19 protein-coding genes are annotated in these 24,356 nt (G+C 61.2%); 12 read left to right on the top strand and 7 right to left on the bottom strand.

Features of this window, described 5'->3' with window-relative positions; translation table 11 throughout:
- Positions 1-123: 123 nt before the first annotated feature.
- From PspTeo4_RS13360 to PspTeo4_RS13330, 7 genes are all read left to right on the top strand, one after another.
- Entirely contained in the window at positions 124-2,955 is a 2,832-nt protein-coding gene (locus tag PspTeo4_RS13360) for a 2-oxoglutarate dehydrogenase E1 component (RefSeq protein WP_322364255.1), read from the top strand.
- A gap of 42 nt (positions 2,956-2,997) precedes the next feature.
- Positions 2,998-4,221, top strand: coding sequence for a 2-oxoglutarate dehydrogenase complex dihydrolipoyllysine-residue succinyltransferase (gene odhB / locus PspTeo4_RS13355; protein WP_322364254.1), 1,224 nt, complete (start codon positions 2,998-3,000; stop codon positions 4,219-4,221).
- 93 nt (positions 4,222-4,314) lie between these two features.
- Positions 4,315-5,751, top strand: coding sequence for a dihydrolipoyl dehydrogenase (gene lpdA, locus PspTeo4_RS13350; RefSeq protein ID WP_003254207.1), 1,437 nt, complete (start codon positions 4,315-4,317; stop codon positions 5,749-5,751).
- Positions 5,752-5,923: 172 nt separating this feature from the next.
- Positions 5,924-7,090, top strand: coding sequence for an ADP-forming succinate--CoA ligase subunit beta (sucC, locus tag PspTeo4_RS13345; protein WP_023381351.1), 1,167 nt, complete (start codon positions 5,924-5,926; stop codon positions 7,088-7,090).
- Positions 7,090-7,974 carry a succinate--CoA ligase subunit alpha gene (gene sucD / locus PspTeo4_RS13340; RefSeq protein WP_023381350.1) on the top strand — a complete coding sequence of 295 codons (885 nt, stop codon included), beginning with the start codon at positions 7,090-7,092 and terminating at the stop codon, positions 7,972-7,974. The genes sucC and sucD overlap by 1 nt, the downstream gene beginning before the upstream one ends.
- Before the next feature lie 444 nt (positions 7,975-8,418).
- Positions 8,419-9,732, top strand: a complete 1,314-nt coding sequence (gene brnQ, locus PspTeo4_RS13335; RefSeq protein ID WP_322364253.1) for a branched-chain amino acid transport system II carrier protein — start codon at positions 8,419-8,421, stop codon at positions 9,730-9,732.
- Between the two features lie 283 nt (positions 9,733-10,015).
- Positions 10,016-10,765, top strand: coding sequence for a DUF599 domain-containing protein (locus tag PspTeo4_RS13330; protein ID WP_322364252.1), 750 nt, complete (start codon positions 10,016-10,018; stop codon positions 10,763-10,765).
- A 67-nt stretch (positions 10,766-10,832) separates the two neighbouring features.
- Here the strand turns inward: PspTeo4_RS13330 and PspTeo4_RS13325 are convergent, their stop codons facing one another.
- Positions 10,833-11,117 carry a hypothetical protein gene (locus tag PspTeo4_RS13325; protein WP_023381347.1) on the bottom strand — a complete coding sequence of 95 codons (285 nt, stop codon included), beginning with the start codon at positions 11,115-11,117 and terminating at the stop codon, positions 10,833-10,835.
- Positions 11,118-11,271: 154 nt separating this feature from the next.
- On the opposite strand from PspTeo4_RS13325, the gene PspTeo4_RS13320 reads away from it, so the two are divergent.
- The 4 genes from PspTeo4_RS13320 to PspTeo4_RS13305 all read left to right on the top strand — a co-directional run bounded on the left by PspTeo4_RS13320 (position 11,272) and on the right by PspTeo4_RS13305 (position 14,992).
- Positions 11,272-11,748 (top strand): PaaI family thioesterase, encoded by a 477-nt coding sequence (locus tag PspTeo4_RS13320; RefSeq protein WP_322364251.1) that lies wholly within the window; start codon positions 11,272-11,274, stop codon positions 11,746-11,748.
- Positions 11,745-12,227 carry a PaaI family thioesterase gene (locus PspTeo4_RS13315; RefSeq protein ID WP_322364250.1) on the top strand — a complete coding sequence of 161 codons (483 nt, stop codon included), beginning with the start codon at positions 11,745-11,747 and terminating at the stop codon, positions 12,225-12,227. Before PspTeo4_RS13320 ends, PspTeo4_RS13315 begins: the two co-directional genes overlap by 4 nt.
- Positions 12,228-12,297: 70 nt before the next feature.
- Positions 12,298-14,202: a molecular chaperone HtpG gene (htpG, locus tag PspTeo4_RS13310; protein ID WP_322364249.1), complete on the top strand. Its 1,905-nt coding sequence runs from the start codon at positions 12,298-12,300 to the stop codon at positions 14,200-14,202.
- Positions 14,203-14,266: 64 nt separating this feature from the next.
- A complete protein-coding gene (locus tag PspTeo4_RS13305) occupies positions 14,267-14,992 on the top strand; it encodes a dienelactone hydrolase family protein (RefSeq protein WP_322364248.1) in 726 nt (241 codons plus the stop codon).
- A gap of 108 nt (positions 14,993-15,100) precedes the next feature.
- On the opposite strand, the gene PspTeo4_RS13300 is transcribed toward PspTeo4_RS13305, so the two are convergent.
- Entirely contained in the window at positions 15,101-15,964 is an 864-nt protein-coding gene (locus PspTeo4_RS13300) for a pirin family protein (RefSeq protein WP_322364247.1), read from the bottom strand.
- A 114-nt stretch (positions 15,965-16,078) separates the two neighbouring features.
- On the opposite strand from PspTeo4_RS13300, the gene PspTeo4_RS13295 reads away from it, so the two are divergent.
- A complete protein-coding gene (locus PspTeo4_RS13295) occupies positions 16,079-17,080 on the top strand; it encodes an amidohydrolase family protein (protein WP_322364246.1) in 1,002 nt (333 codons plus the stop codon).
- 212 nt (positions 17,081-17,292) lie between these two features.
- Here the strand turns inward: PspTeo4_RS13295 and fabB are convergent, their stop codons facing one another.
- The 5 genes from fabB to PspTeo4_RS13270 all read right to left on the bottom strand — a co-directional run bounded on the left by fabB (position 17,293) and on the right by PspTeo4_RS13270 (position 24,214).
- On the bottom strand, positions 17,293-18,513 hold the full coding sequence (gene fabB, locus PspTeo4_RS13290) for a beta-ketoacyl-ACP synthase I (protein WP_050706509.1): 1,221 nt from the start codon (positions 18,511-18,513) through the stop codon (positions 17,293-17,295).
- 11 nt (positions 18,514-18,524) lie between these two features.
- Positions 18,525-19,040: a 3-hydroxyacyl-[acyl-carrier-protein] dehydratase FabA gene (gene fabA / locus PspTeo4_RS13285; RefSeq protein ID WP_322364245.1), complete on the bottom strand. Its 516-nt coding sequence runs from the start codon at positions 19,038-19,040 to the stop codon at positions 18,525-18,527.
- A gap of 208 nt (positions 19,041-19,248) precedes the next feature.
- Entirely contained in the window at positions 19,249-21,180 is a 1,932-nt protein-coding gene (locus PspTeo4_RS13280) for an ATP-binding protein (RefSeq protein WP_322364244.1), read from the bottom strand.
- On the bottom strand, positions 21,177-22,067 hold the full coding sequence (locus PspTeo4_RS13275) for an ABC transporter substrate-binding protein (RefSeq protein ID WP_322364243.1): 891 nt from the start codon (positions 22,065-22,067) through the stop codon (positions 21,177-21,179). Before PspTeo4_RS13275 ends, PspTeo4_RS13280 begins: the two co-directional genes overlap by 4 nt.
- Positions 22,067-24,214 carry a TonB-dependent receptor plug domain-containing protein gene (locus PspTeo4_RS13270; protein WP_322364241.1) on the bottom strand — a complete coding sequence of 716 codons (2,148 nt, stop codon included), beginning with the start codon at positions 24,212-24,214 and terminating at the stop codon, positions 22,067-22,069. Before PspTeo4_RS13270 ends, PspTeo4_RS13275 begins: the two co-directional genes overlap by 1 nt.
- Between the last annotated feature and the right edge of the window lie 142 nt (positions 24,215-24,356).

The following is a 24,356-nucleotide window of genomic DNA, read 5'->3' as shown; positions in this document are numbered from 1 at the left end:
TTTCCGGGCTGGTACCCGGAAAATCAGCAGGATCCAAGTGGCGTGGTTCAGTCGCTGTATTCGGACTTTTCCAGGTTTGCTGTGGCTCTCGCCGATCAGTCCCCTAACCGAGGGTGACCAAGCATGCAAGAAAGCGTGATGCAGCGCATGTGGGAAAGCGCCCACCTTTCAGGTGGTAACGCTGCATATGTGGAAGAGCTTTATGAGCTCTACCTGCACGACCCTAACGCTGTGCCAGAAGAGTGGCGCACTTACTTCCAGAAGTTGCCTGCTGATGGCAGCACCGCTACCGATGTATCGCACTCGACAATCCGCGACCATTTCGTACTGCTGGCAAAGAACCAGCGCCGCGCCCAACCGGTGTCCGCCGGGAGCGTGAGCAGTGAACACGAGAAGAAGCAGGTTGAAGTTCTGCGACTGATCCAGGCCTATCGTATGCGCGGCCATCAGGCTGCCAAGCTCGACCCCTTGGGGTTGTGGCAGCGCCCTGCGCCCGTAGACCTGTCGATCAATCACTACGGCTTGACCAATGCCGATCTTGATACGACCTTCCGTGCCGGCGACCTGTTCATCGGCAAAGAGGAAGCGAGCCTACGCGAGATCTCCGAGGCGCTCCAGAAGACATATTGTCGCACCATTGGTGCCGAGTTCACCCATATCGTCGATTCCGAGCAGCGCAGCTGGTTCCAGCAGCGCCTGGAAAGCGTGCGCGGTCGTCCGGAATTCTCCGCCGACGTGCAGGCTCACCTGCTCGAGCGCGTAACCGCCGGTGAAGGCCTTGAGAAGTACCTGGGCACCAAGTACCCAGGCACCAAGCGCTTCGGCCTCGAGGGTGGCGAAAGCCTGATCCCGATGCTGGACGAAATGATCCAGCGTTCCGGCTCCTATGGCACCAAGGAAGTTGTGATCGGCATGGCCCACCGTGGCCGTCTGAACGTCCTGGTGAACACCTTCGGCAAGAACCCGCGCGAGCTGTTCGACGAGTTCGAAGGCAAGAAGATGAACGAGCTGGGCTCGGGTGACGTGAAGTATCACCAGGGCTTCTCCTCCAACGTGATGACCCCTGGTGGCGAAGTTCACCTGGCCATGGCGTTCAACCCGTCCCACCTGGAAATCGTCTCGCCAGTGGTGGAAGGTTCGGTGCGCGCCCGTCAGGACCGTCGTAACGACACCGTGGGTGACAAGGTTCTGCCGATCTCGATCCACGGTGACGCTGCGTTCGCCGGCCAGGGCGTGGTCATGGAAACCTTCCAGATGTCGCAGACCCGCGGTTTCAAGACCGGCGGTACCGTGCACATCGTGATCAACAACCAGGTTGGTTTCACCATCAGCAACCCGCTGGACGCGCGCTCTACCGAGTACGCTACCGACGTCGCCAAGATGATCCAGGCGCCGATCCTGCACGTGAACGGTGACGATCCGGAAGCTGTGCTGTTCGTGACCCAGCTGGCCATCGATTACCGCATGCAGTTCAAGCGTGACGTGGTCATCGACCTGGTCTGCTACCGTCGTCGCGGCCACAACGAGGCCGACGAGCCGAACGGTACCCAGCCTCTGATGTACCAGCAGATCAGCAAGCAGCGCACCACCCGTGAGCTGTACGCCGATGCTCTGATCAAGGCCGGTCGCATCGACGGCGAGCGCGCTCAGGCCAAGATCGACGAGTACCGCAACGCCCTTGACAACGGCCTGCACGTGGTCAAGAGCCTGGTCAAGGAGCCGAACCGCGAGCTGTTCGTCGACTGGCGTCCGTACCTGGGCCACGCCTGGACCGCGCGTCACGACACCCGTTTCGACCTCAAGACCCTGCAGGAGCTGTCGGCCAAGTTGCTGGAGCTGCCGGAAGGCTTCGTGGTTCAGCGTCAGGTAGCGAAGATCTACGAAGATCGCCAGAAGATGCAGGCCGGTGGCTTGCCGATCAACTGGGGTTATGCAGAGACCATGGCTTACGCCACCCTGCAGTTCGAAGGTCACCCGATCCGCATGACCGGCCAGGACATCGGCCGTGGCACCTTCTCGCACCGTCACGCGGTGCTGCACAACCAGAAGGACGCCAGCACCTACGTACCGCTGAAGAACCTGTTCCCGGGCCAGCCGCGCTTCGACCTGTACGACTCCTTCCTCTCGGAAGAAGCCGTTCTGGCCTTCGAATACGGCTACTCCACCACCACGCCGAACGCGCTGGTGATCTGGGAAGCCCAGTTCGGCGACTTCGCCAACGGTGCGCAAGTGGTGATCGACCAGTTCATCACCAGTGGCGAGCACAAGTGGGGCCGTCTGTGCGGTCTGACCATGCTGCTGCCGCACGGCTATGAAGGGCAGGGCCCGGAGCACTCCTCCGCGCGTCTGGAGCGTTACCTGCAGCTGTGCGCCGAGCACAACATCCAGGTCTGCGTACCGACCACCCCGGCACAGATCTACCACCTGCTGCGTCGTCAGGTCATTCGTCCGCTGCGCAAGCCGCTGGTCGTGCTGACGCCGAAGTCGCTGCTGCGCCACAAGCTGGCCATCTCGACCCTGGAAGACCTGGCCGAAGGCTCGTTCCAGACCGTGATCCCGGAAATCGACGCCCTCGATCCGGCCAAGGTCGAACGCCTGGTGCTGGCCAGCGGCAAGGTCTACTACGACCTGCTGGAAAAACGCCGTGCCGAAGGCCGCGAAGACATCGCCATCGTGCGTATCGAGCAGCTGTATCCGTTCCCTGAGGACGACCTGGTGGAAATCCTGGCGCCGTACACCAACCTCAAGCATGCGGTCTGGTGTCAGGAAGAACCGATGAACCAGGGCGCCTGGTACAGCAGCCAGCACCACATGCGCCGTATCCTGGGCCGCCACAACAAGGCACTGGTCCTGGAATACGCCGGCCGCGACGCTTCCGCCGCGCCAGCCTGTGGTTACGCATCGAAGCACGCCGAACAGCAGGAAAAACTGCTGCAAGACGCGTTCACTGTCTAACGCCATCGCGCATACGAAACCGAATTTAAGGAAACACTGATAATGGCTATCGAGATCAAAGCCCCAACCTTCCCGGAATCGGTCGCCGACGGCACCGTTGCCACCTGGCACAAGCAGCCAGGCGACGCCGTCAAGCGTGACGAGCTGATCGTCGACATCGAAACCGACAAGGTCGTCCTGGAAGTCCTGGCCACCGCCGACGGCGTGCTGGGTGCCATCGTCAAGGGCGAGGGCGACACCGTCCTGTCCGACGAAGTGCTGGGTTCGATCGTTGAAGGTGGTGCTGCTGCCGCTGCTCCGGCTGCTGCTCCTGCCGCCGCTGCTGCCCCGGCCGCTGCCGCCGACGCGGGTGAAGACGACCCGGTCGCCGCGCCTGCAGCCCGCAAGCTGGCTGAAGAGAACGGCATCGACCTGGCTACCGTTGCCGGCACCGGCAAAGGTGGTCGCATCACCAAGGAAGACGTCGTTGCTGCCGTTGCCAACAAGAAGTCGGCACCTGCCGCTGCTCCGGCTGCCAAGCCTGCCGCCGCTGCCGCTGCCCCGGTTGTTGTCGCTGCTGGCGACCGCACCGAGAAGCGCGTACCGATGACCCGTCTGCGTGCCAAGATCGCCGAGCGTCTGGTCGAAGCCCAGTCGAGCATGGCCATGCTGACCACCTTCAACGAAGTCGACATGACCGAAGTCATGGCCCTGCGTTCGAAGTACAAGGACCTGTTCGAGAAGACCCACAACGGCGTGCGCCTGGGCTTCATGTCGTTCTTCGTCAAGGCTGCCACCGAAGCCCTGAAGCGCTTCCCGGCTGTCAACGCCTCGATCGACGGCAACGACATCGTCTACCACGGCTATGCGGACGTCGGCGTTGCCGTCTCCAGCGACCGTGGCCTGGTGGTACCGGTTCTGCGTAACGCCGAGTCGATGAGCCTGGCTGAAATCGAGAATGGCATCGCCACCTTCGGCAAGAAAGCCCGTGACGGCAAGCTGGCCATCGAAGAGATGACCGGCGGCACCTTCACCATCACCAACGGTGGTACTTTCGGCTCGATGATGTCGACCCCGATCGTCAACCCGCCGCAGGCCGCGATTCTCGGCATGCACAACATCATCCAGCGTCCGATGGCCATCAACGGCCAAGTGGTCATTCGCCCGATGATGTACCTGGCACTGTCCTACGATCACCGCCTGATCGACGGCAAGGAAGCGGTAACCTTCCTGGTGACCATCAAGAACCTGCTGGAAGATCCGTCTCGCCTGCTGCTGGACATCTAACCCTCTGGCTGCGTACCGTGCCGGCCCTGGCTTCGAAAGGAGCAGGGCCGCGCGGTTCGCGGCTTGTAGCTTGTAGCTGATAAGGAATCTTTTATGACCCAGAAATTCGACGTAGTGGTAATTGGTGCAGGTCCTGGCGGCTATGTGGCTGCCATCAAGGCCGCACAACTTGGTCTGAAGACTGCCTGTATCGAGAAGTACACCGATGCCGAGGGCAAGCTGGCCCTGGGCGGCACCTGCCTGAACGTAGGTTGCATTCCTTCCAAGGCGCTGCTGGACAGCTCCTGGAAATACAAGGAAGCCAAAGAGAGCTTCAACGTCCACGGTATCTCCACTGGCGAAGTGAAGATGGACGTCGCCGCGATGGTTGGCCGCAAGGCTGGCATCGTCAAGAACCTGACCGGTGGCGTTGCCACCTTGTTCAAGGCCAACGGCGTCACTTCGATCCAGGGCCACGGCAAGCTGCTGGCTGGCAAGAAAGTCGAAGTCACCAAGGCTGACGGCACCACCGAAGTCATCGAAGCCGAAAACGTGATCCTGGCCTCCGGCTCGCGTCCGATCGACATTCCGCCGGCTCCGGTCGACCAGAACGTCATCGTCGACTCCACCGGCGCCCTGGAATTCCAAGCTGTACCGAAGCGCCTGGGCGTGATCGGCGCTGGCGTCATCGGCCTGGAACTGGGTTCGGTCTGGGCTCGCCTGGGTGCTGAAGTCACCGTTCTCGAAGCTCTGGACACCTTCCTGATGGCTGCCGACACCGCCGTGTCGAAAGAAGCCCAGAAGACCCTGACCAAGCAAGGCCTGGACATCAAACTGGGCGCTCGCGTCACCGGTTCGAAAGTCAACGGCAACGAAGTCGAAGTGACCTACACCAACGCCGAAGGCGAGCAGAAGATCACCTTCGACAAGCTGATCGTCGCGGTCGGCCGTCGTCCTGTCACCACCGACCTGCTGGCTGCCGACAGCGGCGTTACCATCGACGAGCGTGGCTACATCTTCGTCGACGACTACTGCGCTACCAGCGTTCCTGGCGTCTACGCCATCGGTGACGTGGTTCGCGGCATGATGCTGGCGCACAAGGCCTCGGAAGAGGGCATCATGGTCGTCGAGCGCATCAAGGGCCACAAAGCCCAGATGAACTACGACCTGATTCCGTCGGTCATCTACACCCACCCGGAAATCGCGTGGGTCGGCAAGACCGAACAAGCCTTGAAGGCCGAGGGTGTTGAGGTTAACGTAGGCACCTTCCCGTTCGCGGCCAGCGGCCGTGCGATGGCTGCCAACGACACCGGTGGTTTCGTCAAGGTCATCGCCGATGCCAAGACCGACCGCGTTCTGGGTGTACACGTGATTGGCCCATCGGCTGCCGAACTGGTGCAGCAGGGCGCAATCGCAATGGAATTCGGCACCAGTGCCGAGGATCTGGGCATGATGGTCTTCAGCCATCCGACCCTGTCCGAAGCGCTGCATGAAGCAGCGCTGGCAGTGAATGGCGGCGCCATTCACGTGGCCAACCGTAAGAAGCGTTAATTATAAGAAACCACGGCGGGCTGCCCGTCGTGAGTCTTGCGTGCATGACTCACCGCGGAACGTCCGCCGGACCGAACTACATGGGATAACCCGGGGTTAACGGTCACAGGTGGTGCGGCGCCAGCAATGGCGCAGCGCCGAAGCGCAGTACCTAACGAAGACGGTAAAAAGCATGAATCTTCACGAGTATCAGGGTAAGCAGCTGTTCGCTGAATACGGCCTGCCAGTTTCCAAGGGTTTCGCGGTCGACACCCCTGAAGAAGCAGCAGAAGCCTGCGACAAGATCGGCGGTTCGGAGTGGGTCGTCAAAGCCCAGGTCCACGCTGGTGGTCGCGGTAAAGCGGGCGGCGTCAAGCTGGTTCGCAGCAAGGAAGACGCCAAGGCGTTCGCTGCACAGTGGTTGGGCAAGAATCTGGTCACCTACCAGACTGACGCCAACGGTCAACCAGTCTCCAAGATCCTGGTCGAATCCTGCACTGACATCGCCAAAGAGCTGTACCTGGGCGCTGTAGTCGATCGTTCGAGCCGCCGTATCGTGTTCATGGCTTCCACCGAAGGTGGCGTGGACATCGAGAAAGTCGCTCACGAAACTCCTGAGAAGATCCTCAAGGCTACCATCGATCCGCTGGTCGGCGCTCAGCCGTTCCAAGGTCGTGAGCTGGCGTTCCAGCTGGGTCTGGAAGGCAAGCAAGTTCAACAGTTCGCCAAGATCTTCGTTGGCCTGGCCAAGCTGTTCAAGGATCACGATCTGGCCCTGCTGGAAGTGAACCCGCTGGTCATCAAGGCCGACGGCGACCTGCACTGCCTCGATGCCAAGATCAACATCGACGCCAACGCCATGTACCGTCAGCCTAAGCTGAAGACCTTCCACGACCCGTCCCAGGACGACGCCCGTGAAGCCCACGCTGCCAAGTTCGAACTGAACTACGTAGCCCTGGAAGGCAACATTGGCTGCATGGTCAACGGTGCCGGCCTGGCCATGGGTACCATGGACATCGTCAACCTGCACGGCGGCAAGCCAGCCAACTTCCTGGACGTTGGCGGTGGCGCAACCAAAGAGCGCGTGACCGAAGCCTTCAAGATCATTCTGTCCGACAGCAATGTCGCGGCCGTTCTGGTCAACATCTTCGGCGGCATCGTTCGCTGCGACATGATTGCCGAAGGCATCATCGGTGCAGTGAAAGAAGTTGGCGTTAAAGTTCCGGTTGTCGTTCGCCTCGAAGGCAACAACGCCGAACTGGGCGCTAAAGTACTGGCAGAAAGCGGTTTGAACATCATTGCGGCCACCAGCCTGACCGACGCTGCTCAACAAGTTGTCAAAGCTGCGGAGGGCAAGTAATGAGCGTCCTGATCAATAAAGACACCAAAGTCATCTGCCAGGGCTTCACCGGCTCGCAGGGTACTTTCCACTCCGAACAAGCCATCGCCTACGGCACCAAGATGGTCGGTGGCGTTACTCCGGGCAAGGGTGGCACCACCCACCTGGGCCTGCCGGTGTTCAACACCGTCAAGGACGCTGTCGAGGCTACCGGCGCTGAAGCTTCGGTAATCTACGTTCCGGCTCCGTTCTGCAAAGACTCGATCCTGGAAGCTGCCTTCGCCGGCATCAAGCTGATCGTCTGCATCACCGAAGGTATTCCTACCCTCGACATGCTGGACGCCAAGGTCAAGTGCGACGAGCTGGGCGTACGCCTGATCGGCCCTAACTGCCCAGGTGTCATCACTCCGGGCGAGTGCAAGATCGGCATCATGCCAGGCCACATCCACTTGCCAGGCAAGGTCGGTATCGTTTCCCGTTCCGGCACCCTGACCTACGAAGCGGTCAAGCAGACCACCGACGCCGGCTTCGGCCAGTCGACCTGCGTCGGCATCGGCGGTGACCCGATCCCAGGCTCGAACTTCATCGACATCCTGAAGCTGTTCCAGGAAGACCCGCAGACCGAAGCGATCGTCATGATCGGTGAGATCGGTGGTTCGGCTGAAGAAGAGGCTGCTGCCTACATCAAAGCCAACGTGACCAAGCCTGTCGTTTCCTACATCGCTGGTGTTACCGCTCCTGCGGGCAAGCGTATGGGCCACGCTGGCGCCATCATTTCCGGCGGCAAGGGCACTGCGGACGAGAAGTTCGCCGCCCTGCAGGACGCAGGTGTTAAAACCGTGCGTTCCCTGGCTGACATCGGCAAGGCTCTGGCCGAGCTGACTGGCTGGGAAATGAAGAAGTAATACGCTTTACCCCCCACGCGCACAGAGGCCACCTTCGGGTGGCCTTTGTCGTTGTTGGCGTTTGTGTTTTTCAGTGCCGGCCTTTTCGCGGGTAAACCCGCTCCCACAAGAGAGGGTTTACCCACGAAAAGCCCGGCAGGGATGTCGCGGAAAATTCGATGACCTTGATCAGGTTTTTCCACCAGACATTTAGCTGAATCAGCAATAAATTATCGCCTGAGTTGGATATCCAGACGACAAACACATACGCACATCGGACAAGCAGCACTGTATCAGTGCGTTTGCCCGGTAAAACGGTTAATCTACGCGTTCACTCTGTGCCCGTACCCCAAAAGGGAACGACACGCTAAACGGGTCTGGCCTATCAAGCCGGGCAGCATTTCCCTCACCCATGGGGAAATCCCTTCTCGAATCCCGATTTCAGCAGTGTGGTACTTCCTTAAAATGAAAGTGTTAAAAGGCCAGGATATCCTGGCGCTTGGCTTTATGACGTTTGCGCTTTTCGTAGGCGCCGGCAATATCATCTTCCCGCCTATCGTCGGCCTGCAGTCTGGTCCGCACGTATGGATGGCCGCTCTAGGCTTCCTGGTCACTGCGGTGGGCCTGCCGGTGATCACCGTCGTCGCCCTGGCCAAGGTCGGTGGCGGCATGGATGCCCTGAGCAGCCCGATTGGCAAGTTCTTCGGTGGCCTGTTGGCGGCTGTGTGCTACCTGTCGGTTGGCCCGCTGTTCGCCACTCCGCGCACCGCGACCGTTTCGTTCGAGGTGGGCGTGGCGCCCTTGACCGGTGAAAGCCCGCTGGCGCTGTTCATCTACAGCCTGGTCTACTTCATCGTGGTGCTGGCGGTGTCCATGTACCCGGGCAAGCTGCTCGACACGGTCGGCCGCTTCCTTGCCCCGTTGAAGATCATCGCCCTGGCTGTGCTGGGTATTGCGGCCTTCGCGTTGCCGGCCGGTACCATTGGTGAAGCGCAACCTGCCTATGCGGCCGCTGCGTTTTCCAAGGGCTTCTCCGACGGCTACCTGACCATGGACACCCTGGGTGCCCTGGTGTTCGGTATCGTGATCGTCAACGCCATCCGCTCGCGCGGTGTCGAGTCGCCGAAGCTGATCACCCGCTATGCCATCATTGCCGGCCTGATCGCCGGTGTGGGTCTGGCGCTGGTGTACATCAGCCTGTTCCGCCTGGGTGCGGGCAGCCATGAGATCGCGGCGGGTGCTACCAACGGTGCGGCGGTACTGCATGCCTATGTGCAGCATACCTTCGGTTCGCTGGGCAGCGGTTTCCTGGCCGTGCTGATCGCCCTGGCGTGCCTGGTGACCGCGGTTGGCCTGACTTGTGCGTGTGCCGAGTACTTCAGCCAGATTCTGCCGCTGTCGTACCGTGCGCTGGTGGTGATCCTGGCGGGCTTCTCGCTGCTGATCTCCAACCTTGGCCTGACCAAGCTGATCATGTTCTCGATCCCGGTGCTGACCGCGATCTACCCACCGTGCATCGTGGTGGTAGGTCTGAGCTTCGTGAAGGATCTGTGGAACTCGCCGACACGCATCCTGGCGCCGGTCATGCTGGTGTCGCTGGTGTTCGGTATGGTCGATGCAATCAAGGGCAGCAGCCTGGCTCACGTCCTGCCGGACTTCATGGCTCACCTGCCGTTGAGCGATGCAGGCATGGCCTGGCTGGTGCCTTCGGTAGTGACCCTGGCGGGTGCCGTGGCTTGCGACCGTATGCTGGGCAAGCCGCGCGAGGCGCTGGCCTGATGTGTTGAAGCCTGATGGCGGCACCGGCCACAAGCCGTAGGGTGCGCGCCAGAGGTCTAGACCTGAGAGCCCCGTGTCCGAGAGGATGCGGGGCTTTTGTTTGTCTGCGAGGGACTTATCGCCGGCAAGCCGGCTCCCACAGGAATTGCGCCGATCTTGGGGGTAATGCCAACGATGAGGTCGGAGCAGACAAAAATTTTAGAAAGGTGGTGTGCCTTTCCAGGCTTGCAGGCGTCGAAATGCGGTCTCTATTCTTTGTGCACCTGGCTTTCGGGAACTCTGCATGAACTTCATTCAAAACAACCTCTACAACCTGCTGGCCATCGGCTGGTTTGCCCTGTGCTGGGGCGGCTACACCCGTTACGCGATCTGGAAGGGGCGTGACACCGCGTGCCTGGCCAGTGTCCTGCATCTGTACCGAGAAGACTGGATGCGCCGCATGCTGCTGCGTGACAACCGCATCGCGGATGCCAGCGTGATCGGCAATCTTGAACGCAACGCTTCGTTCTTCGCCTCGAGCACGCTGATTATCCTGGCCGGTATCCTCACCGTGCTGGGGGCTTCGGATCGGGCGCTGTCACTGCTGGCCGACCTGCCGCTGGTCCAGCAGACCTCGCAGGGTATGTCGGAAATCAAGCTGTTGTGCCTGGCGATGGTGTTCGTCTATGCCTTCTTTACTTTCAGTTGGTGTATGCGTCAGTACAACTTTGCCGCGGTACTGGTGGGGTCTGCCCCCATGATTGGTGAGCGCCTGGTCAACGAACAGGAGCGCAAGGCGTTTGCTTCACGCGCGGCGCGGGTGTTGTCACTGGCTGCCAACCAGTTCAACTTTGGTTTGCGATCGTATTACTTTGGCATGGCCATGCTGAGCTGGTTCATCAGCCCTTGGCTGTTCATGGTCATGAGCGTTGGCGTCGTGTTGATTCTGTACCGTCGTGAGTTTCATTCCGATGTACTGGAAGTGATGGTATACACGCCGACCGAAAGTGCGCCGGTAGAGGTGGGTAAAGAAAGTTCCAATGCCAGCGCCTGAAACGTTTAACCCATAATTAGCAGAAACAAAAAAACCCGACAATGTCGGGTTTTTTTGTTTGAACCGATTACTGCTTAGCAGGCTCGGCCGGGGTAGCAGGTGCAGCTTCTGGAGCCGGGGTGGCAGGAGCGGCTTCTTCAGCAGCCTTCTGCTCAGCTTCGGCCTGATCTTTGGCGGCTTCGGCGTTTTCCTTGGCGGCCTCGTTCATTTTATCCTGAGCTTCGCCCATTTTTTCCTGGGCTTGCTCGGCGTGTTGCTGTGCGTCTTGGGCTTTGTCTTCGCTCGCTTTATCGCAAGCGGCCAGGCCCATGGCAGCAGCCAGCATCAGAGCAAAAGCAAAAGGTTTACGCATGGGGGTGTTTCTCCTTGGTGGAATAAGTGACTTGTTCCTTCGAGTTCAACTGTGCGGAATAAGTTCCGCGAAGATTACAGATATATAAAAGTTTGTTCTATATAGACTTTTTACCGATTTTATGCCGCTGCGGCAGTGATCACGGATGGCGCCTATGAGCGATACAACCTTGACGGCGATGGCCGAACGTTTTCTTTCGGCGTTGAAACATTGTCAGGTTTTACAGATGCGGGTTGCGCATGCCGATGGCGATGGCATGACTTTGATCTTGCCCTGGTCGAAAGCTATTGTCGGTAACCCGCAGACCGGTGCCGTGCACGGTGGTGCGCTGACCACATTGATGGATACCACCTGTGGCATGGCCACGCTGTGCGTGTTGCCGCGTTTCGAGGTGTGCCCGACCCTCGACCTGCGTATCGACTACATGCACCCGGCCGAGGCGGGCAAGGACATCTACGGGCACGCCCAGTGCTACCGCGTGACGCGCGATGTGATCTTCACCCGTGGCACGGCCTATCAGGATGACCCCGGCCAGCCCATCTGCCAGGTGGTGGGTACCTTCATGCGCCTTGGGCAGGACATAAAAGGCGGCCTTCATTTCGGCAACAGCCTCAGGGAGAAAGACGCATGATTCCACGGGATGTCCGCCAGCGTTTGAACGAGGCCCATGCGGTAGGTGACTACCGGCCGCTGCTGGGCCTGATTCCCTATGCAGGCCTGATCGGCATCGAATGCCAGCGCGAGGGCGAGGACCTGCTGTTCCGCCTGCCGGCCAGTCAGGACAATATCGGCAACCCCTTGCTGCCAGCCATTCACGGTGGGGTGATTGCCGGCTTCATGGAACTGTCCGCGGCACTTTACCTGCTGATCTACAGCGAGAGTGCGAGCATTCCCAAGATCATCGACTTTTCCATCGACTACCTGCGAGCCGGGCATTTTCGCGACACCTACGCACAGTGCCAGCTGTGGCGCCAGGGCCGGCGTGTGACCAACGTCGCCATCACCGCCTGGCAGGGCGATCGCCAATCACCGATCGCCACGGCACGCGCCCATTTCAAGATCGAACCGGAAAAGCCCTTGAAATCATCCGGGCAGCCCCCATCTGCATGACATCCGCCGTTAAAGCAGGCCAATTCGGCCGCCAGGCGCCAACTGCCATCAGATCGGAGTTTTGAAGACCATGACTGTGGAAACACAAAAAGAAACCCTGGGCTTCCAGACCGAGGTAAAGCAGCTGCTGCACCTCATGATTCACTCGCTGTACTCGAATAAAGAAATTTTCCTGCGTGAGCTGGTCTCCAACGCCTCCGACGCCGCTGACAAGCTGCGTTTCGAAGCGCTGGCCAAGCCCGAACTGCTTGAAGGCGGCGCCGATCTGAAGATTCGCCTGAGCTTCGACAAGGACGCTCACACCGTGACCCTCGAGGACAACGGTATCGGCATGAGCCGTGACGATGTCATCGCGCATCTGGGTACCATTGCCAAGTCGGGTACTGCCGACTTCATGAAGAACCTCAGCGGTGACCAGAAGAAGGACTCGCACCTGATCGGTCAGTTCGGTGTGGGCTTCTACTCCGCATTCATCGTTGCCGACAAGGTCGACGTATTTAGCCGTCGTGCAGGCCAACCTGCCTCTGAAGGCGTGCATTGGTCGTCCAAGGGCGAGGGCTCGTTCGAAGTCGCCACCATCGACAAGGCCGAGCGCGGCACCCGTATCGTCCTGCACCTGAAAAAAGGTGAAGAAGAGTTCGCCGATGGTTGGCGCCTGCGCAACCTGGTGAAGAAATACTCCGACCACATCGCCCTGCCGATCGAGCTGCCTAAAGAGCAAGCTGCCGCCGAAGGTGAGGAGCAGCCAGCCGTCGAGTGGGAAACCGTCAACCGCGCCAGCGCCCTGTGGACCCGTCCGCGTACCGAGATCAAGGACGAGGAATACCAGGAGTTCTACAAGCACATCGGCCATGACTTCGAGAACCCGCTGGCCTGGAGCCACAACAAGGTCGAAGGCAAGCTGGAGTACAACTCGCTGCTGTATGTCCCGGCCCGTGCGCCGTTCGACCTGTACCAGCGTGAAGCACCGCGCGGCCTGAAGCTGTACGTGCAGCGCGTGTTCATCATGGACCAGGCCGAGTCGTTCCTGCCGCTGTACCTGCGCTTCATCAAGGGCGTGGTCGACTCCAACGACCTGTCGCTGAACGTTTCTCGTGAAATCCTGCAGAAAGACCCGATCATCGACTCGATGAAGTCGGCCCTGACCAAGCGCGCGCTGGACATGCTGGAGAAGCTGGCCAAGAACGAGCCTGAGCAGTACAAGGGCTTCTGGAAGAACTTCGGCCAGGTGCTGAAGGAAGGCCCGGCCGAAGACTTCGCCAACAAAGAGAAGATCGCGGGCCTGCTGCGCTTCGCCTCCACCCAGGACGACAACGGCGAGCAGACCGTTGCCCTGGCAGACTACCTGGCCCGCGCCAAGGAAGGTCAGGACAAGATTTACTACCTCACCGGCGAGTCCTACGCGCAGGTCAAGAACAGCCCGCACCTGGAAGTCTTCCGCAAGAAAGGCATCGAAGTGCTGCTGCTGACCGACCGTATCGACGAGTGGCTGATGAGCTACCTCAGCGAGTTCGACGGCAAGGCATTCGTCGACATCGCCCGTGGCGATCTGGACCTCGGCAAGCTGGATTCGGAAGAAGACAAGAAGGCCCAGGAAGAAGTCGCCAAGGAAAAAGAAGGCCTGGTCGAGCGCCTGAAAACTGCGCTCGGCGACAGCGTCGCCGAAGTGCGCGTATCGCATCGCTTGACCGACTCGCCGGCCATTCTGGCCATCGGCGAGCAGGACCTGGGCCTGCAGATGCGTCAGATCCTCGAGGCCAGCGGGCAGAAGGTGCCTGAGTCCAAGCCGATCTTCGAGTTCAACCCAGCTCACCCGCTGATCGAGAAGCTGGATAACGAGCAGAGCGAAGACCGCTTCGCCGAGCTGTCGCACATCCTGTTCGATCAGGCTGCGTTGGCAGCCGGTGACAGCCTGAAGGACCCGGCGGCTTACGTTCGTCGCCTGAATAAGCTGCTGGTCGAGCTGTCTGCTTGAGTTTATGCGTTGCAAAGCCCGCTTCGGCGGGCTTTTTTAATGGTGAATGCCTAAGGAGTGCTTGATGAGCAAGGTAATCGTCGAATCGCTGGTTTACCACCTGTCCGGCAAGACCTATGAAAGCCGCCTGGTGTATGAGCCGGGCGCGCTGGGCCGCCCTGGTCTGGTCATGGCGCCGAACTGGATGGGCATTGGCGAAGGTGCCGAGCGTATCGCCAAGGAAGTGGCCGAGAAAGGCTATGTGGTGCTGATTGCCGACCTGTATGGGCAATCGGTGCGTCCGTCCAATGCCGACGAAGCCGGGGCGGCGATGATGCCGTTGAAGAATGACCGTGCTGAGCTGCGCAAGCGCATGCAAGAGGCTCTGGCGCAGCTGCTGGGGCAGTCCAGGGCGTTGCTGGAACCTGGCAAGGTGGCGACCTTTGGCTTCTGCTTCGGTGGTTGCTGTGCGCTGGAACTGGCTCGCACGGGGGCGGACTTGAGGGCGGCGGTGTCGTTCCATGGCACGCTGGATACCCCGAACCCGGAAGATGCCAAGCGTATCAAGGGCTCGGTGCTGGTGCTGCATGGCGCGTCCGACCCGCTGGTGCCGAAAGAACAATTGCCGGCCTTTGAAGACGAAATGAACGCGGCGAAGGTTGATTGGCAGCTGCTCAGCTATGGCGGCGCTGTGCACTCGTTCACCGACCCGAATGCCAACGTGCCGGGCAAGATGCAGTACGACCGGCGCACTTCGGAGCGGGCGTTCCGCTCGATGCACAATCTGCTGACCGAAGTGTTCCAGCGCTGATAAGCGTGGGGGCTGCTGCGGTTCGGTGCCCCGACCCCGCAAGCTCCCACCTTTCTGTTTGTTCGAGAATCCGTGGGAGCCTGCGATGGGCCGCGAAGCGGCCCCGCATCATCTGGGTAACTCGATCCGTGAAGTCTCCCCTGGCACTTTGGGCCAATCCCCCGCAGCCCATCTAGCCCTGGCTTGCTCGATCAGCTCTGGGTCGCTCGCCACAAAATTCCAGTTCATCCTCCGTGGCCCATCCAGCGGCGCACCGCCAATCAGCACCAGCTGGCAGTCGCCCTCGGCATAGAGCGTGACTTCTTCACCCTCAGGCAACACCACCAGGCTGCAGGGTTCGACTTCTTCGTCATTCATCAGCATCTCGCCGTCCAGCAGGTACAGCGCCCGTTGCACATGCTCATCCGGCACCAGCAACGTGGTGGCTGGCTGCATGCACACATGGGCATAGAGGGTAGGGGAGAGTACCGGTACCGGCGACTCCAGGCAGAAGCCGCTGCCGGCAATCATGCAGATACGTACGCCCAGGTTGTCGCTGACCGGCAGGCTGGCCGCTGGATGATGGCTGTAGCTGGCCGCCCCTTGTTCATGCTCGCGGGGTGATGCCAGCCATACCTGCAGGCCATGTAGCCGGGAGCCATCGCTGAAGGCATCGGCAGGGGTGCGTTCGACATGGGCTACACCGCTGCCTGCGGTCATCCAGCTCACATCGCCTGGCTGTACCCGTTGTTCGGACCCCAGGCTGTCCTTGTGCAGGATCTCGCCTTCGAACAGGTAGGTCAGGGTGGATAGGCCAATGTGCGGGTGCTGGCGAATATCCATGCCGCTGCCTGGCGCGTAATCGGTTTCCAGCATGTGGTCGAAGAACACGAACGGGCCGACGCTTCGGCATTGCGCCGATGGCAGGGGGCGCAGGATCGGCTGGCCCTCGACCGATTCGGCGCGTGGGCGGATGACCAGGGGGCGGCTCATGATGGGCTCCAGACAGGGTGGAAATGCCCCAAGCATAGCGGTTTGCCGGGCGTTGCTGAACCGCTGGGCCAGGTGGTCGGTCTACCCTTTCGTAACGGGATAAGGAGCGGATCGATGATCGTCAGGGTGGTGGGCTGCGTGCTGCTGTCTTTCTGTCTAGGCCAGGCGGCGCAGGCGCGTGACTATCGTTACAGCGATGCGCATCTGCACTACGTCGATTTCTTCCAGGAAACCGAGGGCATGCCTGCCTTGATCAAGGCCATGGATCAGGCGGGTGTCGAGCATTCGATGATTTCCGGTATTCCGGTGGCCAAGAAATGGCACGAAGACGAACCCAAGCGCCCGCGTTATTACGCAGGCGATGATGCCGATGCCTATTGGTACAGCGCCACCGACTTGTATGTGGCGGCGGCGCTGGAGAAGTTGCCGGTCAATGAGCGCCGCCGATTCCACCCGTTTCTGACCGGCTTCAACCCCGTGGACAAGAACGCCGTCAGCCATATCGAGCGCATGCTCGAGCTGTACCCGGGGCTTTGGCAGGGTATTGGAGAGGTGTTCACGCGACATGACGACCTGACGGCGCTGACCAGTGGCGACACGCCGCGGGCCAACAACGAAGCCATGGCGCGCATCTATCACTTGGCGGCCGAGCGCGACATGCCGGTGTTGCTGCACTCCAACATCACCTCCAAGCGCGAGCGCAACCCGCTCTACCTGGCGGAAATCGAAGAGCCTTTGCGCAATCATCCGCACACCCGTTTCATCTGGGCGCATGCAGGTAGCAGCATGGAAATTCATCGGCATCAGACGCAGATGGACTTTCTGTTGCCGGTGCTGGCACGACTGCTGGAGGATTACCCTAATTTGTACGTGGATCTGTCCTGGAGTGTGCTTGAGCCTTATCTGCTGGATAAGAAGGGCGTGCCGCGCAAGGAGTGGCTCGAATTGGTCGAGAAACACCCGGACCGGTTCATGCTGGGGTCGGACGTGGTGGGGCGGTTTGCTAGCCTGGGGGAGCAGATGCACGGCTTCAGGCCGTTTCTGGATGCCTTGCCTGAGGACGTGGCGAACAAGGTGGCGCGAGCCAATTTTCTGGCTGTGTTGCCCAAACAATAGTATTTCGTATGTGCCGGCCTCTTCGCGGGTAAACCCGCTCCCACAGGTGTGGACTGCCCCAAAGAAGTTGGACACAAACCCAACCCTTGGGGGGAGTCCAGGTGTCGCGCAATCTTGTGGGAGCGGGTTTACCCGCGAAGAGGCCAGAACAGACACCACAAATGAAAACGCCCCGAACCAGTCGGGGCGTTTTCGTTTACCGCATCAGCGTATCACTTGCCAGTCCAGCGCTTGAGCACCAGAGTGGCGTTGGTGCCGCCGAAGCCGAAGCTGTTGCTCATGACCGTGTCGATCTTGGCGTTCTCTTCGGTTTTGCGCAGTACCGGCAGGTCGGCGACTTCCGGGTCCAGCTCGTCGATGTTGGCGGAGCCGGCGATGAAGTTGTTTTCCATCATCAGCAGGCAGTAGATCGCCTCGTGCACGCCAGCGGCGCCCAGCGAGTGGCCGGACAGGCTCTTGGTCGAGCTGATCTTCGGTGCCTTGTCGCCGAACACTTCGCGAACGCCCTTCATTTCGGCAACGTCGCCGACCGGAGTCGAGGTGCCGTGGGTGTTCAGGTAGTCGATCGGGGTGTCGACGGTGGACAGCGCCTGCTGCATGCAGCGGATGGCGCCTTCGCCGCTCGGTGCGACCATGTCGTAGCCGTCGGAAGTTGCTCCGTAGCCAACGATTTCGGCGTAGATCTTGGCGCCACGGGCCAGAGCGTGCTCCAGCTCCTCGACCACTACCATGCCGCCACCGCCCGCGATGACGAAGCCGTCACGGTCGGCGTCATAGGCGCGCGAAGCCAGTTCCGGGGTTTCGTTGCGCTTGGTCGACAGGGCGCCCATGGCATCGAACAGGAACGACTGGCTCCAGTGCTCTTCTTCACCGCCGCCGGCGAAGACGATGTCTTGCTTGCCCCACTGGATCTGCTCCAGGGCGGTACCGATGCAGTGTGCCGAGGTGGCGCAAGCCGACGAGATCGAGTAGTTGATGCCCTTGATCTTGAACGGGGTGGCCAGGCACGCCGACACGGTGCTACCCATGGTGCGGGTTACGCGGTAAGGGCCGACGCGCTTGACGCCTTTCTCGCGCAGGGTGTCCAGCGCTTCCATCTGGTTCAGGGTCGAAGCGCCGCCGGAGCCGGCAACCAGGCCGGTACGCGGGTTGGACACTTGCTCTTCGGTCAGGCCGGAGTCCTTGATCGCGTCCTGCATCGCCAGGTAGGCGTAGGCAGCAGCGTGGCCGACGAAGCGGTAGACCTTGCGGTCGATCAGTTCTTCGAGGTTGAGGTCGATGGAACCGGAAACCTGGCTACGCAGCCCCATTTCCTTGTATTCCGGGTTGTAACGAATGCCCGGACGGCTGTTGCGCAGGTTTTCGGTGACAGTAGCTTTGTCATTGCCCAGGCACGATACGATGCCCAGACCAGTGATAACGACGCGGCGCATGCGAATAACCCTTAGAAATTGTCAGTGGAGGTGAACACGCCGACCCGCAGGGCTTCGGCGGTGTAGATCTCGCGACCATCGACGCTGACCGAGCCATCGGCGATGGCCATGTTCAGCTTGCCCTTCAGGACGCGCTTGATGTGAATGTTGTAGGTGACTTTCTTGGCTTCTGGCAATACCTGGCCGAAGAACTTCACTTCGCCCGAGCCCAAAGCGCGGCCACGGCCCGGCAGACCCTGCCAGCCGAGGAAGAAGCCTACCAACTGCCACATGGCGTCGAGGCCCAGGCAGCCTGGCATTACCGGGTCGCCTTCGAAGTGACAGGCGAAGAACCACAGGTCCGGATTGATATCCAGCTCGGCGACCAATTCACCTTTGCCGTACTTGCCGCCTTCTTCGCTGATGTGGGTGATGCGATCGACCATCAGCATGTTCGGCGCGGGCAGTTGCGCATTACCTGGGCCGAACAGCTCACCGCGACTGCAGCGCAGCAGGTCTTCCCGAGTAAAGGCGTGTTGTTTGGTCATGCGAGCTCCTCAATAACCCCCTGCGGCAGGGGATGAATCTTCCCGGCCGGCCCGGAGTGCGTTGAGTCCGGGGCGGCAGCCTACAGGTAGACTATTGCGTTGTGGTGAAAGTCACAGCGCACCTGGCAAAAAGAAGTACAGGTGTGCACTGAAACGTCTATTTTCAGGGCCGACGAAGGTCCTGTCCAGTCCTTAAGACTGCCGCACTTTAGCATTTATCGCCAGTCGCGGCTGTCCGGCCGGGTAACCAGCGCTGTAACACGCGTTGTAACTCGGTGCGACGAAAGGGTTTGCTCAGGTAATCGTTCATGCCGGCGGCCATGCAGCGCTCGCGGTCGCCCTGCAAGGCATTCGCCGTCAGGGCAATGATGGGCAGGCTGTCGCAATCAGGCAACTGGCGGATGCGCCGGGTGGCCTCATAGCCGTCCAGCCGGGGCAGCCGGCAATCCATCAGCACTGCGGCGAAGCGCTGCTGGCTGACCTGATCCACGGCCTGTACGCCATCCAGCGCCACGCTCACCTCAAGTCCCAGGCTGCGCAACATGGCCTCGATGACACTTTGATTGACCGGATTGTCCTCCACCAGCAGGATGCGCTCGCCCTCGGCCCCCAGGCTGCCTTCGGCGGCACTGCCCGGCAACGCCGCAGTGGCCACGCTGGCCAGTGTCAAAGGTATTTCCAGGGTAAAGGTCGAACCCAGCCCTTCGCGGCTTTCTCCACGCAGCTTGCCGCCCATGCGCTCGGCCAGGGTGCGGGCGATCGACAGGCCAAGGCCGGTACCGCCATAGCGTCGGGAAATCGAGCTGTCGGCTTGCTGGAAGGCCACGAACATGGTTTCCAGGCGCTCGCTGTCGATGCCGATGCCGGTGTCACGCACACTGCAGGTGAACCAGATCAATTGCCGGTCAAGAGGCTGCCAGCGCGCCTGTACCTGAACCTGGCCACGTTCGGTGAATTTCAGCGCGTTGCCGATCAAGTTCAGCAGGATCTGGCGGATTCGCGTCGGGTCGCCGCTGACTTCAAGTTGCCGCATGCCTGCTGGCAACTGCAACTGAAGGTCGAGGCCGCGCTGCTGGGCGCTGTGCTGGAACGACTGGACGCTGCTGGAGATCAGCTCGCCCAGGTTGAAGTCGATCTGCTCCAGCTCCAGGGTGGTGCGCTCGATTCGCGAGAAATCGAGGATGTCATTGATCACCTTGAGCAGGTGACCGGTGGATTCGCTGGCGACCGCGGTGTAATCGGCCTGCTCGGGGGTCAGCTGGGTGGTTTCCAGCAATTGCAGCATGCCCAGGACGCCGTTCATCGGAGTGCGCAGCTCATGGCTCATCATCGCCAGGAAGTCGGACTTGGCGCGGTTGGCCTGTTCGGCCTCCTCGCGGGCCTGGATCAACTGGGCGATGGCCTGCTTCTGTTCGTCGCTGGCCTGCTCCAGGGCGCTGGCCAGGTTGTTGATGTGGCGCGCCAGGTGGCCAAGCTCGCTGTCGTCCACCACGGGCAGCGGGGCGTTGTACTCGCCTTGCTGGATGGCCTTCACCGCATGCCCCATGTCGCTGATCGGCTTGGCCAGGCTCATGGCCAGGCGGCGGGCGAGCAGGAAGGTGAACAACAGCGCGAACAAGGCAAGAATGCCGGCCTTGATGACGATCTCCTGTTGTCGCTGGCTGAACGCATCATCGGACATGCCGACGATCACCCGACCCAGATAATCGTCGCCGATGGCGGGTGTTGGCGCCTTGCCTTGCTGCAGGAAGTCGCTGTCCAGGCGAATCTGCTGCAGGCGTATGGGCGCCTGGAACACCTCTACACGCTGGGCACGGTTGCTGCTCTCGTCGGTCTGCTCGACGTACACCAGAATATGGTTGCGGCTGTCCTGCACCTCGAGAAAGCGTACGTGTGGAATGCTCAGGGTGGCCCTCATCAGGCCTTCGAGCACCTCGTTGTTGCCCGAGATCACGCCATACTCGGAAGCCGGCGCCAACTGGTTGGCGATCAACTGCCCGGTGTGGTTGAGCTCCTGGCGCAGGTCCTGGATACGCACGAAGGTGAAGAAACTGATCAGCAGCAGGGTCAGCAGCAGTGCAGGGCCCAGGCTGATCATCTGGGTGCGGGTGTGGATATCCCAGCTCAGACGTTTGCTCATGGGGTGGATTCTCCTGCGGCCAGGGCCTGGGCAGCGGCCTTCGGATCGATCGGTTCAAGGCCCAGTGCTCGGGCCACTTGCTGGTTGCCACTGACGCCGTAGCGCGCCGGATAGAGGCTGCGTGGCCAGCGCGAGGGCGGTTGGTCGAGCAACTGGTCGAGGACCGCCAGCCAGTCATCCTGGTCGCTGTAGCTGCTGGCCAGGGCGCCGGCGCGAACGAAACCGGCGTTCGGCCCGATCAGCGCCATCTGTCGGCCATAACTGCTGAGCAGCAGGTTCTTGGCCGTCTTCGAGTTGTACAGGTCGGGGTCGTCCAGGCCCAGCAACACGTCGCTGTTGAGCAGCAGGTGTTGCAGTGGCCGGCTGTCTCGTTGGTCCGGCCAGTCCTGCGCGACTATTTCCAGGCCCAGAGAGTGGGCGGCATGGCGCAGCTCTTCGAGCAGGAAGTGGCTGTTTTCACCGTACAGCACGCCAATTCGCTGCGCCTGCGGCAGCAGGTAGCGCGCCAGGCGTAATTGCCGCGCCAGGGGTGGGTCGCTCCACAGCAGGCACAGGTACGCTGGGCGGGATTTGCCAAGGCGCTGCTGGGCCTGCACCCGGCTGATACGCATCGCCAGTGCCGGAGGGCCGGCCGGCTCGGCGAGCCGCCACTCCAGCGCCGCACCATCGAGCAGTATCAGGCGCAGGTCGGCGCTCAGCTGGCCGGGGCGGGGCAAGGTCGCGGTAGTCTGAAAACGCACCGTGTCGTGGCTGCGGCGGCTCTCCAGGGCCGCCACGAAGCTGCGAATGCCGGGCTGATCTTCGCCGCCGACCAACAGGATTTCGCTGGCGGACAGCGACCCCATGGGCCAGAGGCAGATCAGCAGCAGGCGCAGCAGACGGACCATCAGAACTCCAGCTCCGCGCTCACGCTCAGGCGGTGGCGGCTGTCGTAGCGGTTCTGGATCGTCGTGGTCGGTTCATCGTCCAGACGCTGCTGCCACAGCGCGGCCAGTTCCAGGTTGCTGCCCTGGATACGGAAACGCTTGGCCACGCGCAGGTCCAGGCGCTCGTAGCGATACTGGTTGAGCGCATCGTCGCCGTAATAGAACAGGGCGCTGGACCAGCCGTCACCCCATTCGCGCATCCAGCCGGCCGAGCCACTGTTGCGGGCGGTGTTGGCGCTGTCCAGCGGGTTGCTGGCCCAGGCGTCGACATAGGCGTAGGTCAGGCGCAGGCGGTCGCGCTGGGTCGCACGCCAGTCGAGTTGCGCCTCGCTGCCGCTGAATCGGGCCTTGTTGGCGTTACTGGCGATGTACTGGTTGTTCCTCAGAGGCTCGCTGATCATTCCTGTGATCTCGTCGTAGAACAGCTTTACGTCCATGTTCAGGTCGATGTCGCTGAAGTAACCGTTGTAGCCCAGTTCGCGCGAACGCATGCGTTCCTGATCGAGGTCACCGGGGCCGCGGGTCTTGACGAAGTATTCGCCATTTTGCAGACCGAACGCATTGGGCGTCAGGTTCTTGACCGTGTAGCTCCAGTTGACGTTGTTCTCGAACATGTCGGGCGAGCGTACCGCTTCGGAGTACACCGCGCGCAGACCGTGCCGCGGGGTAATCAGATAGTTCACCGCCATGCGCGGAGTGAGCGAGCTGCCGGACAGGCGCGAGTCCTCGAACATCGCACCGCCCTGGACGATCCAGTGTTCGTCCGCACGCCACTCCAGCTGGCCGAACGCGCGCCAGGTCTGGTCATCGATGCTGCCGTTGAAGTAGGTCTGCGAGTCGGCGCGGTCATAGCGGTAGTTCATGCCGCTGAGCAGGCGCAGGTTGTCGGTCAGGCTCAGGGTGTCCTGGATTTCCAGGTCGTAGCGGGTTTCGCGGGTGCTTTGGTCGACATCGCCACAGACAGTGCTTTTGCCACCGTTGTTCCATTGCGACTGTGCCTGGGTCAGCAGGGCGCTAAGTGTCGGGTCGGTAGTCGTCGGCAGATTCCCGGTCGACAGATTGCGTGCCACCTTTTCGGCGAAGTCCGGGTTCAGCTGCCAGAGCTGGGTCAACGCTGGGCTGAACGCCATCAGGGCGTCGCACGCCAGCCAGACTTGCTGGCGGTCGAAGTGTTGAGCCGACCCTTGAATGTAGAAGCTGTGCTCTGGGTTGAAGTCGATGTTCCAGCGCACCGAGCCTGCGTAATCCTTGGCGTTGACGTCCGCGTCGGTGCCGGCGGCATACTTGCCGAACACCGGCTGGTAGGTGTAAGGCCGCTGGTTGCTGCCTTCCTTGGCCGCCAGTTGCCATTCGAGGGTCTGGTCGGGCGCCAGGTTATGGCTGACGCTCAGGTTAAAGCGGTTCAGGCGGCGGCTGTCGCGGTAGTCGTTGCCGAACTGGTCGCTGTCGAAGCCGTCATCCTGCTGCCCCGACACCGACAGGCGCAGGTCGCCGCCGTCCCAGCCGAAGCCGTGACTGGCGTAGTAGTCGTTGATGCCGTCCTGGCCGCGGGTGAGCTTGACCCGCGTGCCGTGGCTGTCGGCGGGGTTGCGGGTGAGGATGTTGACCACCGCCATCAAGGCGTTGGCACCGTAGCTGACGGTGTTCGGGCCGCGGAACACCTCGATGCGCTCGATATCCTCCAGGGCCACGGGTATATCGCTCCAGTCCACCGTGGCAAGGCCCGCCCGGTACACCGAGCGGCCATCGATCAGCACCTGCATGCGCCGTGCTTCGTTGACGTTGCTGCCGTGATAGTTGACGGTCGGCTGGTTGCCGGCACCGTAGCCGATCATCATGCCCGGCACCAGGCGCAGCAGCTCCGGGATATCACGGGCGCCGCTGGCGCGAATCAGCTCGCTGTCGAGCACGGTCATGCTGCCCGGTACCGCCGCCGGGGATTGTTTCAGGCGCGTGGCGGTCAGAACCTGCGGCAAGTCAGAATTGTCGATGAACAAGTCATCGGCCATGGCCGGGCCACCGAGCAGGGCGGTCAGCAGCAGCAGGCGCGGGTAAGGGGGCGTGCCAGGGAACACGATACGGCCTTGTATCAGAGATGAAACAGGCATGTTAACTGACCTTGGGCCTTTTGCCAGTGCTGTGGATTGACTTTGGGGGGCGGGGTGCCTGTCGGTGTTTTTGTAGTGGCGTTAAGATCGAGCGCCGCCCGCGCGGCGCATCGCGAGCAAGGCTCGCTCCTACGTTTGTTTC

Origin of the sequence: Pseudomonas sp. Teo4 (genome assembly GCF_034387475.1) — a bacterium.
Classification (GTDB): domain Bacteria; phylum Pseudomonadota; class Gammaproteobacteria; order Pseudomonadales; family Pseudomonadaceae; genus Aquipseudomonas.
Note: the sequence above shows the minus strand (reverse complement) of the source record. Positions and strands in the feature narration are given on the sequence as shown.